This is a genomic window from Promicromonospora sp. NPDC050262 (genome assembly GCF_040655935.1).
In the GTDB taxonomy this organism is placed as follows: Bacteria; Actinomycetota; Actinomycetes; order Actinomycetales; family Cellulomonadaceae; genus Promicromonospora.
This window is the reverse complement of record NZ_JBFAKX010000014.1, coordinates 1-13,808: the sequence shown is the minus strand read 5'-3', so window position 1 is coordinate 13,808 and position 13,808 is coordinate 1. Positions and strand designations below refer to the sequence as shown.

Below are 13,808 nucleotides of genomic sequence, written 5' to 3'. Positions count from 1 at the left end.
GCCCGGCGGCGTCAGCCCAGGTACAGCTGGCCCGTGCTGGTGGCCCACAGCGCCGCCGAACCCGCGCCGACCAGCACGGCGGAGATCACGTAGAACCAGATCTTCATGCGGTGCCCGGTGATGCGCAGCAGCACGGCCAGGCCGAACGCGGCGACCGCCAGGGCGGGGGCGGCGAGGAACGGGTCGCCGCCCTGCGCGTCCTGGGTGACCAGCACGTACACGGCGCTCAGGAGCAGCAGCCGGGGGACCCAGCGCAGCAGGGCGCCGAGCAGCCGGACCGGCCACGGCCTCCGCCGCGGCGCGACGGGGGCGGGTGCCGGCGTCCGCGGCTGCTTGCCTGGCCGCGCACCCTGCTGGCCGCCCGGCTGCACCTGCTGCCTGCCGGGCGGCACGGCCTGCTGCCCGCCCGGCGGCATGCTCTGCGGTCGCACGGCGGTCCGCTGTGCGGCGGCGGGCGGCCGTACGGGCTGCCGAGTCGGCTGAGCGGTCGGCGGTGCGCCCTGCTGCCTCGTCGGCTGTGCGACGGGCGGTCTGCCGCCCGGCTGCACGGCCGGCATCGGCCGGGTGGCGCGCAGGGACGGGCTGGGCGCGGCCTGCGGGGCGGGGCCGAGGTGCTTGACCGGGCTCTTGCGCGGCTGGTACGACTGCGGCGGCGGAACCTGGCTGCGCACCACCTGGGTCGCGGCGGCCGACGGCGGCGTCGCGGCGGTGGACCCCGCGGACGACCCGACCGGGGTCACGGACCGCGGCCGGCTGGTGACGGGGGCGCGCTTGCTCGCCGGCGCGGGCTCGGGGCTGCGGAAGGCGCGCCAGCCGCGGAGCGTGTCGGCGTGCCCCTCCGGGGGAGTGGCGACCCGCCAGCGCATCGCCAGCCAGATCCAGTCCTTGATCTCGGCCGGGGTGCGGCCGCCGGCGACCTCCGCGCCGATCTCCGCGACGTGGTCGGCCACGACCTGCTCGGCGGCGCCGTCGAAACCGTCCGCGTGCACCTCGGTCAGCACGCTCATCAGCGCCCGGTCGTAGACGAGGGCGTGCCAGGGTTCCGGGACGCGGGTGGGCGTGATCTCGTCCGACCGGTCGAGCTCACGCCGGAGCACCCGGGTGCTGCCCCGGCCGGGCAGGATGTCCGTCGAGGGCAGCGTGGCGACCTCGGCGGCCGTCACGCCGTCGCTGACGAGCTGCGAGGTGAGCAGGAGCGTCGGGTCGGGCGTCGCGCTCGCGATCCGGGCGCGCACCACGCTCGCGATGTTCTCCAGCGGCGGCCGGTGGTTCGGCTGGTACCGCGTCATGGCCAGGACCAGGGACTGCAGGTGCCGGTCGATGGCCGGGCGCTCGGGCAGGGGATCGTCGTCCGGCACGACGCCGGCGGGCTCCTCCTCCACGAGGTCGGCCGGCGTCAGGTCCCGGCCCAGGAAGTTCAGGTCCAGCGGCAGTGCGCCCGTGCTCGCGTACACCAGGAGCAGGCCCAGGCTGTACACGTCGGACCGCGGGTGCACCCGGCGTCCGAACAGCTCGGGCGCCATGTAGGCCATGGTCCCGGCCGGTTGCGTGGAGGTCGCGGCGTCGAAGACCTTGGCGATGCCCAGGTCGATGAGCACGGCGCGGTCGCCGTCCACCATGATGTTCGCCGGCTTGAGGTCGCGGTGCAGGCAGCGCTCCTCCTGCAGCACGAGCAGCGCGTCGACGATCTGCCGGGCCAGGTGCAGCGCCTCGGGGCCGGACAGCGGCCCATCCTCGCGCACCCGGTCGCGCAGCGTGGTGCCGGGCACGAGCTCCATCGCGAACCAGGGCTGCGTCGCGTCCAGACCGGCCTCGACGAAGCGCGGGAAGCCCCGGCCGTCGAGCCGTTCCAGCAGGTGCGCCTCCTGGGCGAAGCGCTCCCGGGCGTCGTCGTGCAGGCCGGTCAGGACCTTGAGGGCCACCTCGGTGCCGTCGTCGGCCTGCGCCCGGTACACGTGCGCGAAGCCGCCGTGACCCAGCGCCTCGGCGAGCGTGAACCGGCCCAGGCGCTCCCCGCTGGCGGGGATGCGCCGCACCGGCCGCATCGGCAGCGCGGCGGCGCGCGGGGCGGGGGCGGCGGGCTCCGCCAGCGGGGCGGCGGCGGGCTCCGCCGGCGGGGTGGGCGGGAGCTCCGGGGTGGAGTCCGCGGCGGGTTCCGGATCCGGCAGGGGCGCGGGCGCCGGCGTGGGCTCGGGCTCGGGCTCCGCGGCGGACGCGGCCTCGTCGAGTTCTGTGTCGGCCTCGGCCTCGGCTTCGGCCTCGGCCGGCTCCGCGACAGCGGCAGCCTCGGTCGTCTCGGGGGCGTCGGCCGGCTCCGGGATCTCTGCCTCCGCGATCTCTGCCTCCGCGACCTCTGCCTCCGCGACCGGCGGGTCGGGGACGGGCCCACGTTCCGCCAAGGGCTCGAGGTCGCGTCCCGAGGACGGCTCAGGCTCCGTGACGGGCTCACGTCCGGTGGCCGGTTCGGGTCCCGTGGCCGGCTCAGGCTCGACCGGGGCCGCTCCGGGCTCGGCCACGTCGTCCGCGCCGGGCGGCGCGGGTACGGGCGCGAGCTCCCTGGTCGGCTCCTCGGCCGGTTCCTCGGTCGGCGGCGCGGGGACCGGCGCGAGCTCCGGGGTCGGCGGGGGGCCTGCTGCGGGCTCGGGCTCCGTTGACGGGACCGGACCGGGGCCGACGGCCGCTGGCGCGACCTCGCCGACGCCGGGTGCTGGTGACGTCATGCCGGAAAACCTACCAGCGGACCCCTGCCGATCGGAGGAAAGTCCGCGCCGGGTCCGCAACCTGTCGACCACAGCAGTTGCTGCCGGAGCAGCCCCGATCCGGCAGCAACTGCTGTGCTCGACCTAGACACCCTGGGTGCGGTACCAGGCGATCTTCTCCCGCAGGCGTTCCTGCTGGCTGCGCAAGGCGTCGATCGACTCCTGGACCCGCCGGTCGTGCTCCTCCAGCAGCGCGACGCGCGCGGCCAGGGTCGCCTCGTCGAGCGACAGCTCGGCGTAGCGCTTGAGGTCGGCGATCGGCATGCCGGTGTCGCGGAGGCAGTGCACCAGGTCGAGCCAGCCCAGGTCGTCCTGCGTGTAGGTGCGGTGCCCGCCCGACGTCCGCGCGATGGGGCGCAGGATGCCCTCGCGCTCGTAGTACCGCAGCGTGTCGATGCTGAAACCGGAGACCTCGGCGGCCTGCGCGGGCGAGTACGTGATCATGTTCCGATCCTGCCCTTGACCTGGAGCGCGCTCCAGGGTTTTCGCTGCTCTCATGACCACGACCCGGAGCGCCACCCAGCACACCACCCTTCACGACACCCCACCCGCCGCACGCCTGGTGCTCGGCGCCATGATGTTCGGCACCGCCGTCGACGAGCCCACGTCGTTCGCCCTCCTCGACCAGTTCGTCGACGCCGGCGGCCGCTGGATCGACACCGCCGACTGCTACTCCTTCTGGGCGAGCGAGTCCGGCTACGGCGGGCAGAGCGAGGAGGTGCTCGGCCGCTGGCTCGCCGCGCGCCCCGGCATGCGCGACCACGTGCTGCTCTCCACCAAGTTCGGGGCCGAGCCGCGCGACGCCGCCGACTGGCCCGCCTCCCGCACCGGTCTGTCGGCCGCCGCGGTCCGCGAACAGCTCACCCGCAGCCTGCGCCGGCTCGGCACCGACCACGTCGACCTGGCCTGGGCGCACATGGAGGACCGCTCGGTCCCGGTCGAGGAGACCGCGGACGCCTGCGCGGCCCTCGTGTCCGACGGCGTAGTGGCCCGGATCGGCACCTCGAACCACCCCGCGTGGCGGGTCGAGCGGGCCCGGCGGCACGCCGTCGGGCGGGACAAGGAACCGTTCAGCGTGGTGCAGCACGCCTACAGCTACCTCCAGCCGCGCCCGGGCACGCTCACGGGGAACCACCGGTTCGGCTGGCTCGACGAGGAGCTGGTCGACCTGGCCGCCGTCGAGCACCTGGACGTCTGGGCGTACACGCCCCTGCTGTCCGGCGCGTACGACAACCCGGCCAAGCCGATCCCCGAGGTCTTCGACCACCCGGGCACCGCCCGGCGGCTGGCCGTGCTCGACGACGTCGCGGCCGAGCTCGACGCGTCCCGCGGCCAGGTGGTGCTCACCTGGCTGACGGCCCGCGGCATCCACCCGATGCTGGGCGGCAGCAAGCCGCCCCAGCTGGAGTCGGCGCTCGCGGCGATGACCCTGCCGCTCACCCCGGACCAGGCAACCCGCCTGACGGCGGTAGACGTCACCCCGCCCGCCTCCTGACCGTTGAGTGCTGGATATTCGCCCTTCTGGCACACGAAAAAGGGCGAACATCCAGCACTCAACGGGTCAGGAGAGGTCGATCGTCAGCGGCTCGAAGGGGGTCGCCACCGGGTAGCTGCCGCCCCAGAGCTTCGCGCCGTCCTCCGTCAGGTCGACCTGCGCCCAGGTGAGGCGGGCGCCGTCGGCCGACCGCTCGGGCGCGCCGGCCAGGCGGAACGCGACCGTGCGCACGTCCGACTCGCGGTCCCGGATGGACATGGTCCAGTCGGGACCGCCGTCGGCGGGGGCGACGACCTCGATGTCGGCGACCTCGCCGACGAACGAGCCGAAGTGCCCGATGAAGATGACCGAGCCCGTGAACGCGAACGACGAGGAGTCCGCGGACACCTCAGGAGTACGTTCCGGGTCGAGCGGGAAGTGGAACGAGGCGCCGCTGCCGCCTACTGCGTCGTCCTGCACGATGCGGCCGCCAGGCGCCCCCATCACGTACATCAGCAGGCTTGCCTTGATCTCCCAGTCCAGATGAGCCACCCGAGAACGGTACTCCACCTGGCGATTTCTACCGCTTTGCGCCGGGCGGATGGGTGCGGCAGAAGCCGCGGACGGCGTCGTTCACTGGCTCGGGACGCTCCAGGTTGCTCATGTGGCCGGTGCCCTCGACCACGACGAGCGTCGCGTCCGGGATCGCCGCCTCGAACCGGCGCGCGACCCCGAGCGGGGAGCGCGCGTCCAGGCGTCCCCAGATCAGCAGCGTGGGGACGTCGATCCGCGGCAGCAGGTCGGCAAGATCGGCCTCGGCCATGATCTCCAGCTGCTGGGCGAGGGTGGCCGGGCGCACGTCGGCGGCGATGTCCGCGAGCAGCGGCACGAGCTCCGGCGGCGGGTCGCCGGCGAACAGCCCGGGAAAGGCGAGGCCGAGCTCCACGGGAGGCGCGGCGAGCATCCTGCGTGCTCCGGCGATCCGCGCTCGCACCTCGGCGGCGGGCAGCGACCCCTTCCAGCCGGCGTAGGTGTCGACCAGGACGAGAGTCGCGACCAGCTCGGGCCGACGGCGGTAGAGCTCGAGCGCCACGGTGCCGCCCCAGGACCGGCCGGCGACGTGCGCGGGTCCGAGCCCCATCGCCTCGATCAGCGCGGCGAGCCCGTCCGCGAAGCCGGCCAGCCCGAAGCCCTCGGGCAGGTCGGACGATCGCCCGGCGCCCGGCTCGTCCCACGCCACGACCGTCAGCTCGTCGGCCAGGCCGGCGAGCTGGGGCCGCCAGATGCGGCAGTCCTCGGCGGCGCCGTGCACGAGGACCAGGGGCGGCCCCTGGCCGGCCCGCTCGTAAGCGATCCGAAGCCCGCCCACCCGGATGAAGCCCACCCCTGGACCGTACGTGCGCCAGGGCGGGCGTGCAGGGGCGCCGGCGGGCGTCGCCGGGCGTTCACGTCGTCGTCGCCCTCCTGACGGCGCGTCGCCACGACCCGGCCACGGGACCTGTCCAGGCTCAGCCGTATGAGGACCACCCCACGCGGCGTCGTCGCCGCCCGCACCGCCGCAGCCCTCGCCGTGACCCTCGCGGGCACGCTGGCACTGGGCGCCGCACCGGCGTCCGCCCTGAGCGCCACGGACGACGGCGCCAAGGCCGCCGCCGCGGATGCCGCCGGCCGCCCGGCCGGCCACGACCGCACCTTCGACCTCCAGGCCCACCGGGGCGGCATCGCGCTCACCGTCGAGAACACGCTCCCGGCGTTCGACAACGCCCTCGCGCTCGGGGTCAGCACGCTCGAGCTGGACGTGCAGATCACGCAGGACGGGTATGCCGTCGTGACCCATGACCGCGACCCGAGCCCGGCCAAGTGCGTCGACACCGAGCCGGCGTTCCCGGGCGACCCCGAGTTCCCCTACGTGCCGAACAAGACGTACATCAAGGACCTCACGCTCGCGCAGGTCCGCACCCTCGACTGCGGGTCGCTGCGCCAGCCGCAGTTCCCCGGGCAGGAGCTGCACCCGGGCGAGCGGATGCCGCTGCTGTCGGAGGTCCTGGCGCTGGTCAATCGGCACCGGGCGCACCAGGTCAAGCTCAACATCGAGACCAAGGTCGAGGCGGGCGCCCCCGAGCAGACGGCGCCGCGCGAGCAGTTCGTGCAGGTCGTCGCCCGTGAGGTGCGCAAGGCGCGGCTGGTCGACCAGGTGACGATCCAGAGCTTCGACTGGGGCTCGCTGATGCGGATGAGCCAGGTCGAGCCGCGCTTCGGCCTGGTGGCGCTGACCAACGGCCAGCAGTTCCTCCAGGTCGGCGTCGAGGGCGCGTCGCCGTGGCTCGGCGGCCTGGACATCGACGACTTCCCGGGCTCGATCCAGCAGAAGTTCGTCGCGGCCGCCGCCTCGTTCGACGCCGACGCCGTCTCGCCCGTGCACGGCGACCCGCAGGGCGGCAGCGTGTCCGACCCGGGCTACGTCCCGTTCACGACGCCCGAGCTCGTCCGCGCCGCGCACCGCGCCGGCATGGACGTGATCCCGTGGACCGTCGACGACCGCGCCACGATCGAGTCCCTGATGGACATCGGCGTCGACGGCCTCATCACCGACCGGCCGGACCTGCTGCGCACGATCATGGCGGAGCGCCACCTCAAGCTCCCGAAGCGCTACTGACGCGCGCGGGTCAGCCCGCGGCCGTGTCGTGCTCGCCGGTCCCGGCGCGGGGCGCTGCCCGACGGCGTTCGCGGCGTCCGCGGGCCAGCTCCGTCGCCAGGGCGTCGAGCGGCTGGGCAAAGGTGTCCTCGAAGCGCGCGAGCCAGGCCTGGGCAGCGGCGGTCCCGGCGTCGTCCACGGCGTAGAGGCGGCGCGTGCCCTCGGCGCGCACCCGCACGAGCCCCGCCTCGCGGAGCACCCTGAGGTGCTGCGAGACCGCGGGCTGCGTGATGCGCACGCGCGCCTGCAGCGCGGTGACCAGGGCCCCGGCAGGCTGCTCGCCCGCGACGAGCAGCTCCAGCAGCCGACGTCGGACCGGGTCGCCGAGCGCCTCGAACACACCGGCCCGGGCCGCGTCGAGCGCGCCGGGGGGACCGGCGTCCGGTCCACCGTCGTCCGCCGGCGCGGCCGCGGCCGGCACTCAGGCCTCCGGCGTCGGGGGCGGCGTGGTGTAGAAGGCCAGCGTGCGCTCGCCCGCGGCCCGCGCCGCGTCTGCGTCGTCCCCGCCGGCGATCGCGGCGTCGGCCCAGCCGGCGCTGGCGTGCCGGGCGAACTCGACCCCTTCGGGGGAGAGGGCCCACGCCTCGGACTCCTTGGGGTCCATCGTGGCGCCGGTGGCGAGGTGCAGGCCAAGCCCGAGGAGGCCGAGGTCCCAGCCGACGCCGACGGCGCCCGGGCCGTACTGGGTCCAGAAGTCGGGGTCCACGGGGGACTCGTGCACCAGCTCGAGGGTGGTGCCGCCGTCGGCGGGCGTGAGGGAGACCTCCACCCACGAGACGCCGCCGCCGAACTCCCACGTGACGGCGAACGACTCGGGCGCGTCGCAGCGCTCGACGAGCCCGCCGGCGTTGCCCTCGAGCTGGTAGCGGCCGCCGACGCTCAGGTCGCCGCTGACCGGCATGAACCAGCGGGGGATGCGGTCGGGTGACGTGACGGCCTGCCAGAGGTCCGACTGCTCGGCGTCGTAGGTGCGCCGGGCGACGGCGATCTTGGTCGGGGTGCCGTCCCGGCTGCCGTCGCGGACCTCGCGGGAGACGAGGCCGGCGGTGGCGACGGGGTCGATGGTGATGGACATGCTCACTCCTTCAATAAGTAGACACTTATATTAGGTCACAGGTCCGGCCGGGAGGCAAGTGCCGAGGCGCGGGTGCCGTTGCGGTCCAAAAGAGTGTGCCAAGCGGCGACTGTGCGCGAGTGTCGGTGACGCGGAGTAGGTTCCGAGAATGGCCCCTGAGGAGAAGGCCCGCATCGCGGTGGTGCCCGCCACGGCCGACCGGTTCGACGACATCGCCCGCGTCCTCAACCCGACCGGGCGCGAGCAGGCGTGCTGGTGCATGCACTGGCGCGCCCCGGCCAAGGAGGACGTCACCACGCGCGGTGCGCGGCTGCGCGAGCTGACGGAGCAGGAGCCCGTGCCGGGGATGCTCGCCTACCTCGACGGTGACGGCGGTGGCGAGGTCGCCGGCTGGCTCGGCTTCTCGGTGCGATCGGCGGCGCGGTCGCTGCAGCGGTCGCGCGTGCTACCGGTGGGGGAGCCGGAGACCTGGCCCACCACCTGGGTGTTCATGTGCGTGACGGTGCGCGCGGGTCTCCGCAGGCAGGGGGTCGCCCAGGCGCTGCTCGACGCCGGGGTCGACTACGCCGCGGCCCACGGCGCGACGGCGCTGGAAGCCTTCCCCGTCGAGCCCGAGGACGGGCGGCGGGTGCCGGTGAGCGCGGCGTTCGTCGGCACCGTGGCGATGTTCGAGCGAGCGGGCTTCGACCGGCTGGCGCCGACCGACGCCACGAGCGGACGGCTGACCCGCTGGCACATGCGGCGGGAGATCGCCGCGGCCTGAGGGCCCGCGGACCTACTCCTCGACCGGCACGACCACGCACAGCTCGAAGGTGTCCCGGCCCCGCCGCACCAGGTAGCGCGCACGGTAGGCCGCGGCCTCCGAGGCGTTCTCGTCCTTGAGGCTCCAGCGCACGTCGACCCACAGCAGCGCGTCGCCCACCTGCTCGACCGCCTTGATCTCCGGCACGGCGGCGACCAGTCCCTGCTCCCGGTAGGAGCCGAGCATGCCGCCGAGGCCGGCCCGCGCGGCCTCGGCGTCGGGCACCACGACGGAACGGTCGGCCTCGACGATCACCGCCGGTTGGGCGAGGCCGTCGGCCAGGGCGTCCAGGTCGCCCGTCCCGAGCGCGACGCCGTGGCCGACGAGGAACGCGAGCAGGTCGTCGTGGTCGTACGGGGTACTGGTCATGCCCTCACGGTAGCCGGGCGGCGTGCGCGATCGCCTGGTCCAGGTCCGTCCAGAGGTCCTCGACGTCCTCCAGCCCCACGGACAGCCGCACCAGGTCCGGCGAGATGCCCGCCTCCTTGCGGGACACCTCGTCCATGATCCGGTGGGTCAGCGACGCCGGGTGCTGGATCAGGCTGTCCACGCTGCCCAGGCTCACGGCCGGGGTGATCAGCCGTACGGCGGAGACCAGGGCCACCGGGTCGGCGGAGGTCTCGAACGACACCATCGCCCCGCCGATGCTCGGGTAGTGCACCCGGGTCACCCGCGGGTGCTCCCCGAGCCGGCGGGCCAGCTCCGCCGCCGTGGCCGCCGCCCCGCGCACCCGCACCGGCAGCGTCGCCAGCCCGCGGAGCAGCTCGTACCCCGCCATCGGGTGCAGCATGGCGCCGGTGACGAACCGGACCTGGCGCAGCGACCGGGCCAGCTCCTCGTCGCAGGCCACGACGCCACCCATGACGTCGCCGTGCCCGCCCAGGTACTTCGTGGCGCTGTGCAGCACCATCGCCGCCCCCTGCTCCAGCGGTCGCTGCAGCACCGGTGTGGCGAACGTGCTGTCCACCAGCACGGGCACCGGCGCGCAGGCGTCGGTCAGGGCCCGCAGGTCCACCTCGTCGAGCGTGGGGTTCGCCGGGCTCTCCACGACCACGAGCCCGGTCCGGCCCGTGATGGCCGACGCCGCGTCCTCGGGCGCCGCCCACGTCACCGAGGTGCCGAGCAGCCCGGAGTCGAGCAGGTGGTCGGTGGTGCCGTACAGCGGCCGCACCCCGACGACGTGCGGCCGGCCCGCCGCGACCTGGGTCAGCAGGCATGCCGACAGCGCGGCCATGCCGCTCGCGAACGCGACCGCCGCCTCCGCGCCCTCGAGCTCGGCCAGGGCGTTCTCGAAGCGGCGCACCGTCGGGTTGGCGACGCGGCCGTAGACGGGCGGACCGCCGTCGTCGTGCCCCTCGGCGAACTCGTCCAGGCGCGTGGCCTCGCCGACGACGTCGTACGACGGGTAGGTGGTGGACAGGTCGATCGGCGGGGCATGGAGCCCGAGCGCGGCGAGGTCGTCCTTGCCGGCGTGGACGGCGCGCGTGGTCCAGGAATGTATGCTCATGGGTGACTATCGGCATTCCTGCTGTCCGACGACGTCCCGGCGTGCTAGATATTCGGGCCATGACCCAGAACGTGCTCCTGGATTCGGTGGACCGGGCGCTGCTGACCGAGCTGCAGAACGACGGGCGTCTCTCCAACAAGACGCTCGCCCAGCGGGTCGGCGTCGCGCCGTCGACCTGCCTGGCGCGCGTTCAGCGGCTGCAGAACGCTGGAGTGATCCGCGGGTACCACGCCGCGATCGACCCGGCCGCCGTCGGGTGCGGGCTGCAGGCCATGCTCATGGTGCGGCTGACCACGCACTCGCGGCCCCTGCTGGGGCCGTTCGTGGAGTGGGTGCGGCGGCTGCCGCAGACCCGGGCCGTGCACCACGTGTCGGGGCCGGACGACTTCCTGATCAACGTGGCCTGCGCCGACACCGACGAGCTACAGCGCCTGGTGCTCGACCTGACGGCGCGCGGCGAGGTGGGCCGGGTGCAGACCGACCTGGTGTTCTCCTCCTGGACCTGCGGCCCGGTCACCCCGGCGGAGTAGCCCGTGTCAGACGTACGGGTCACCCGGGTGACCCGTACGTCTGACACGGGGCGCTACTGACGCCGCGGCGCGCGGGTGTTCAGAACGCCTGCGCCAGGAGGTCGGCGAAGAGGGCGTCCGGGTCGACGTCCAGCCCGCGGGCGATGAACCAGTCGGACACGGTGCGGCAGTCGCGCAGCAGCACGTCGCTCGAGAACGGGTTGGCCGCCAGGTCCACGACCTGCGGCAGGTCGATGATGACCAGCCGCTCGCCGTGGGCCAGGATGTTGTACGGCGACAGGTCGCCGTGCGCGAACCCGAGCCGGGCCAGCACGGACATGCCGTGCGTGAGCTGGTCCCAGTACGACTCCAGCAGGTCGTCCGACGGGCGCGCCCGGGTCAGGCGCGGCGCGGCGACCGCCTGGGTGCGGCCCAGCTCGTCGGTCTCCTCGGTGCCGATGAACTCCATCAGCACCTCGGTCCCGTCGATCTGCACGGGGTAGGGCACCGGCGCGCCCGCCGACCAGGCCTCGCGCAGGGCGATGAACTCGGCGTCGGCCCACTGGGTGGCCGACACCGCGCGACCCCAGGCGGACTTGCGGTCCTCCATGGCGCGCTGGTCGCGCGTGCGCCGCACGGTGCGGCCCTCGGTGTACTCGGACCCGCGGTGGAACTGCCCGTGCTCCAGGCTGCGGTACCGCTTGGCGACCAGCAGGCAGCGCGTGGCCGCCTGGTCGAGCGCCAGGTCCGGGGCGTCGTCGGACGCCGGGCCGGCGCCCTCCGGAACGGCGCGCTCCACGAGGAACGCGTCGGCCTCCTTCCCGGTCTTGAGGATGCCGAGCTCGGTGTCGAGCGCGGCGTCGCGGGTGACGACCCATTCCGGCAGCGGCTCGGGCCCGCGCTGCCCCTTGGCGACGGAACGCCAGGTGGACCAGCGCTGCCCGGGGCCGGGCTGGGTGGGATCGGTCTGGTCGTGGTCGTGCGCGACGACGCCGGCCGGGTGCCGGTCGGCGCCGTCCTGAACCGTGCCGTCACGCTCGAACGCGTCGGGCTCGTCGGAGCCGAACCCGTCGGCCTCGAACGTGCCTGGGTACGGGCCTTCGAGGTCCTCGCGGCCGACCCGCACGCCGCGGGCGGACCGACGCTCGTCGTCGGCCGGTCGGTCGTCGGACTGCTTGCCGCCCCGGCCGGCTGCGCGGATCAGGACGGACTTCTTCGGTGCTTCGGGAAAACGGGGCAAGTCGGTGCTCCTTGATGCGGGAGCACCGCCGGATCAGTCCCGGGTGCTCCTGGTGACAGTGGCGTCTGCTGCCGCGAGGGCAGCTGCGCGAACGACGTCGTCCATCACTGCCTCCTTCCTGTCCGCACCGTGCCCGAACGCACGTGCCGGAGCCGTTTCCACTACCTGAGCTGGCCGGTCAGCGAGCGCCTCAGGGGTTGGCCCGGTGACCGTGCGAGGAGCATGGCACGCGGCGCCGAGGAAGCGCACCTGTTTTTTCCGGGGCCGGTTCGGCACTTTATCTGAGCGTTCGGCAGTTGGCATCGAGATCGGCACAGGCCTGTGCCGATCTCAGTGCCAACTGCCGAGTCGAAAAGGCAAACTGCCGCGGTCAGGACGGCGGTAGCAGGGGGTTGACGCGCGCCCGCTGGAGCACGTGGGGTGGCAGGTGGGCTGTGAGACGGGCGAGCATCGAGGGGACGTCTCTGCGGTCGGACGCCGTGACGCGTTCCACGGCGACACCCGTCCGGCGGATCGCCTCGGCGCGCCCCTTCTCGCTCATGAACTCGCGCGCGGGGTCGTGACCGGTGCCGACGCCGTCCGGTCGGTACTTGATCAGGCCGTCGAACTCGACGCCCAGGTTCCACTGCTCATAGCCGAGGTCGGTGTGGAACAGGCCGCTGTCGGTCGGCACGGCCATCTGGGTGACCGGCCTGGGAAGGCCGGATCGCAGCATCTCGTAGCGCACCCAGGTCTCCCAGGGTGAGTGCGAGCCGCCGTCCGCCAGCTCGAGGACCAGCCGGGCGCGCCGGACGCCGCGCCGCTCGGCCCGGGCGCCGAGCTCCACCAGGAGCTCGGCGCGATCGATGTCGTGGCTCAGCGCGAAGTCCGCGATGACGAGGGCCTCCAGCGGGTGCAGCGCCAGCGCGCAGTCCACGACGGTACGCACGAGCGACGTCACCGGAAGACCGTGCACGGTGGTGACGGCGTAGGCCGGGACGGTGCCCACGTGTCGGGCGATGTCCTTCGCCGCGCGGCTCGAGGGGCGGTAGCGCTGGTAGACGTGTGTGCGGTCAGGCACGGTCCAGACGGGGCACCCCAGAAGGAGCGCCGCCGTCGTGTGGCTGAACACCACGTTCGAGCGGAGCTGCCGGTGTAGCGCCCGGGCGCGGGCGAGCTCCCGGTTCCGCTTTTCGCGCGGAGCCGATGCGGGACCGTCCGCCCGGATGTCGTCCGGGTCGCAATAGGCACCCCGCCGGATGCGGGTCAACGAGCCCTGGCGGCTGGCGAGTGCCAGCTGATTCTTGTCCTGCTCGCGCGCCAGGAGCACTTCGGGGACGGCGACGCCGTCCTGGGTAAAGGTCACTTTCATGGACACGAGCGTGGCGGGCGCGCGCCGCTCAGGTGTCGCCGTGCCGGACGCCCTGTGCACCAGGTGGCTTCGACCCTGCCTGTGGTCGCACTCGAAGCGTTGCGCCTCGGTGCCCAGGGACGTCTGGGCGGCGTTCGCGATCCGGCCCCGCTACGCGACGAACGACGAGAACGGCACTTCGCGCCGGGGACCGGGGACCAGGTACTGGGCGCCGGGTACTGGGCGCTTTGCGCCGGGCACCGGTCGCGGGATCGCCCCCTGCGACAGAGCCCAGCAGCCCGCACGTTCGGCACTTCGCTGAGCGCTCGGCAGTTGGCATCGAGATCGGCACAGGCCTGTGCCGATCTCGATGCCAACTGCCGAGCCTGCGGGGCAAACTGCCGACTTCCGAGCCCG

General features: G+C 74.0%; 14 protein-coding genes. 4 read left to right on the top strand and 10 right to left on the bottom strand.

Annotation, left to right across the window (positions count from 1 at the left end; translation table 11 throughout):
- Nucleotides 1-11 precede the first annotated feature (11 nt).
- Entirely contained in the window at nt 12-2,720 is a 2,709-nt protein-coding gene (locus tag AB0I29_RS19765) for a protein kinase (RefSeq protein ID WP_357484681.1), read from the bottom strand.
- A gap of 123 nt (nt 2,721-2,843) precedes the next feature.
- Nucleotides 2,844-3,203: a MerR family transcriptional regulator gene (locus AB0I29_RS19760; RefSeq protein WP_285106870.1), complete on the bottom strand. Its 360-nt coding sequence runs from the start codon at nt 3,201-3,203 to the stop codon at nt 2,844-2,846.
- Between the two features lie 52 nt (nt 3,204-3,255).
- Here AB0I29_RS19760 and AB0I29_RS19755 point away from each other — a divergent pair, with 52 nt between their 5' ends.
- A complete protein-coding gene (locus AB0I29_RS19755) occupies nt 3,256-4,254 on the top strand; it encodes an aldo/keto reductase (protein ID WP_357484676.1) in 999 nt (332 codons plus the stop codon).
- A 66-nt stretch (nt 4,255-4,320) separates the two neighbouring features.
- Here AB0I29_RS19755 and AB0I29_RS19750 read toward each other — a convergent pair whose 3' ends face one another.
- Nucleotides 4,321-4,785: an HtaA domain-containing protein gene (locus AB0I29_RS19750; RefSeq protein ID WP_285106875.1), complete on the bottom strand. Its 465-nt coding sequence runs from the start codon at nt 4,783-4,785 to the stop codon at nt 4,321-4,323.
- 28 nt (nt 4,786-4,813) lie between these two features.
- Nucleotides 4,814-5,617 (bottom strand): alpha/beta hydrolase, encoded by an 804-nt coding sequence (locus tag AB0I29_RS19745; RefSeq protein WP_285106877.1) that lies wholly within the window; start codon nt 5,615-5,617, stop codon nt 4,814-4,816.
- A gap of 132 nt (nt 5,618-5,749) precedes the next feature.
- Here AB0I29_RS19745 and AB0I29_RS19740 point away from each other — a divergent pair, with 132 nt between their 5' ends.
- Nucleotides 5,750-6,889, top strand: coding sequence for a glycerophosphodiester phosphodiesterase family protein (locus tag AB0I29_RS19740; RefSeq protein WP_357484671.1), 1,140 nt, complete (start codon nt 5,750-5,752; stop codon nt 6,887-6,889).
- A gap of 10 nt (nt 6,890-6,899) precedes the next feature.
- Here the strand turns inward: AB0I29_RS19740 and AB0I29_RS19735 are convergent, their stop codons facing one another.
- Both AB0I29_RS19735 and AB0I29_RS19730 read right to left on the bottom strand, forming a co-directional pair.
- Nucleotides 6,900-7,349, bottom strand: coding sequence for a metalloregulator ArsR/SmtB family transcription factor (locus tag AB0I29_RS19735; RefSeq protein WP_350224597.1), 450 nt, complete (start codon nt 7,347-7,349; stop codon nt 6,900-6,902).
- Entirely contained in the window at nt 7,350-8,003 is a 654-nt protein-coding gene (locus AB0I29_RS19730) for an SRPBCC domain-containing protein (protein WP_285106880.1), read from the bottom strand.
- 148 nt (nt 8,004-8,151) lie between these two features.
- Here AB0I29_RS19730 and AB0I29_RS19725 point away from each other — a divergent pair, with 148 nt between their 5' ends.
- A complete protein-coding gene (locus AB0I29_RS19725; protein WP_285106882.1) occupies nt 8,152-8,766 on the top strand; it encodes a GNAT family N-acetyltransferase in 615 nt (204 codons plus the stop codon).
- 12 nt (nt 8,767-8,778) lie between these two features.
- On the opposite strand, the gene AB0I29_RS19720 is transcribed toward AB0I29_RS19725, so the two are convergent.
- Both AB0I29_RS19720 and AB0I29_RS19715 read right to left on the bottom strand, forming a co-directional pair.
- Nucleotides 8,779-9,174: a hypothetical protein gene (locus AB0I29_RS19720; protein ID WP_285106884.1), complete on the bottom strand. Its 396-nt coding sequence runs from the start codon at nt 9,172-9,174 to the stop codon at nt 8,779-8,781.
- A gap of 4 nt (nt 9,175-9,178) precedes the next feature.
- Nucleotides 9,179-10,312, bottom strand: a complete 1,134-nt coding sequence (locus tag AB0I29_RS19715; protein ID WP_357484664.1) for an aminotransferase class I/II-fold pyridoxal phosphate-dependent enzyme — start codon at nt 10,310-10,312, stop codon at nt 9,179-9,181.
- 59 nt (nt 10,313-10,371) lie between these two features.
- On the opposite strand from AB0I29_RS19715, the gene AB0I29_RS19710 reads away from it, so the two are divergent.
- Entirely contained in the window at nt 10,372-10,842 is a 471-nt protein-coding gene (locus AB0I29_RS19710; protein ID WP_357484661.1) for an Lrp/AsnC family transcriptional regulator, read from the top strand.
- Nucleotides 10,843-10,921: 79 nt separating this feature from the next.
- Here AB0I29_RS19710 and AB0I29_RS19705 read toward each other — a convergent pair whose 3' ends face one another.
- Entirely contained in the window at nt 10,922-12,061 is a 1,140-nt protein-coding gene (locus tag AB0I29_RS19705; protein ID WP_357484658.1) for an RIO1 family regulatory kinase/ATPase, read from the bottom strand.
- A 370-nt stretch (nt 12,062-12,431) separates the two neighbouring features.
- Nucleotides 12,432-13,412: a hypothetical protein gene (locus AB0I29_RS19700; protein WP_285106892.1), complete on the bottom strand. Its 981-nt coding sequence runs from the start codon at nt 13,410-13,412 to the stop codon at nt 12,432-12,434.
- Nucleotides 13,413-13,808: the final 396 nt, after the last annotated feature.

Excerpts from the sequence above, each read along its gene's own strand:
- AB0I29_RS19765 (WP_357484681.1), bottom strand. The coding sequence starts at position 2,720 with ATGACGTCACCAGCACCCGGCGTCGGCGAGGTCGCGCCAGCGGCCGTC.
- AB0I29_RS19760 (WP_285106870.1), bottom strand. The coding sequence starts at position 3,203 with ATGATCACGTACTCGCCCGCGCAGGCCGCCGAGGTCTCCGGTTTCAGC.
- AB0I29_RS19755 (WP_357484676.1), top strand. The coding sequence starts at position 3,256 with ATGACCACGACCCGGAGCGCCACCCAGCACACCACCCTTCACGACACC.
- AB0I29_RS19740 (WP_357484671.1), top strand. The coding sequence starts at position 5,750 with ATGAGGACCACCCCACGCGGCGTCGTCGCCGCCCGCACCGCCGCAGCC.
- AB0I29_RS19730 (WP_285106880.1), bottom strand. The coding sequence starts at position 8,003 with ATGTCCATCACCATCGACCCCGTCGCCACCGCCGGCCTCGTCTCCCGC.
- AB0I29_RS19725 (WP_285106882.1), top strand. The coding sequence starts at position 8,152 with ATGGCCCCTGAGGAGAAGGCCCGCATCGCGGTGGTGCCCGCCACGGCC.
- AB0I29_RS19720 (WP_285106884.1), bottom strand. The coding sequence starts at position 9,174 with ATGACCAGTACCCCGTACGACCACGACGACCTGCTCGCGTTCCTCGTC.
- AB0I29_RS19715 (WP_357484664.1), bottom strand. The coding sequence starts at position 10,312 with ATGAGCATACATTCCTGGACCACGCGCGCCGTCCACGCCGGCAAGGAC.
- AB0I29_RS19710 (WP_357484661.1), top strand. The coding sequence starts at position 10,372 with ATGACCCAGAACGTGCTCCTGGATTCGGTGGACCGGGCGCTGCTGACC.
- AB0I29_RS19700 (WP_285106892.1), bottom strand. The coding sequence starts at position 13,412 with ATGAAAGTGACCTTTACCCAGGACGGCGTCGCCGTCCCCGAAGTGCTC.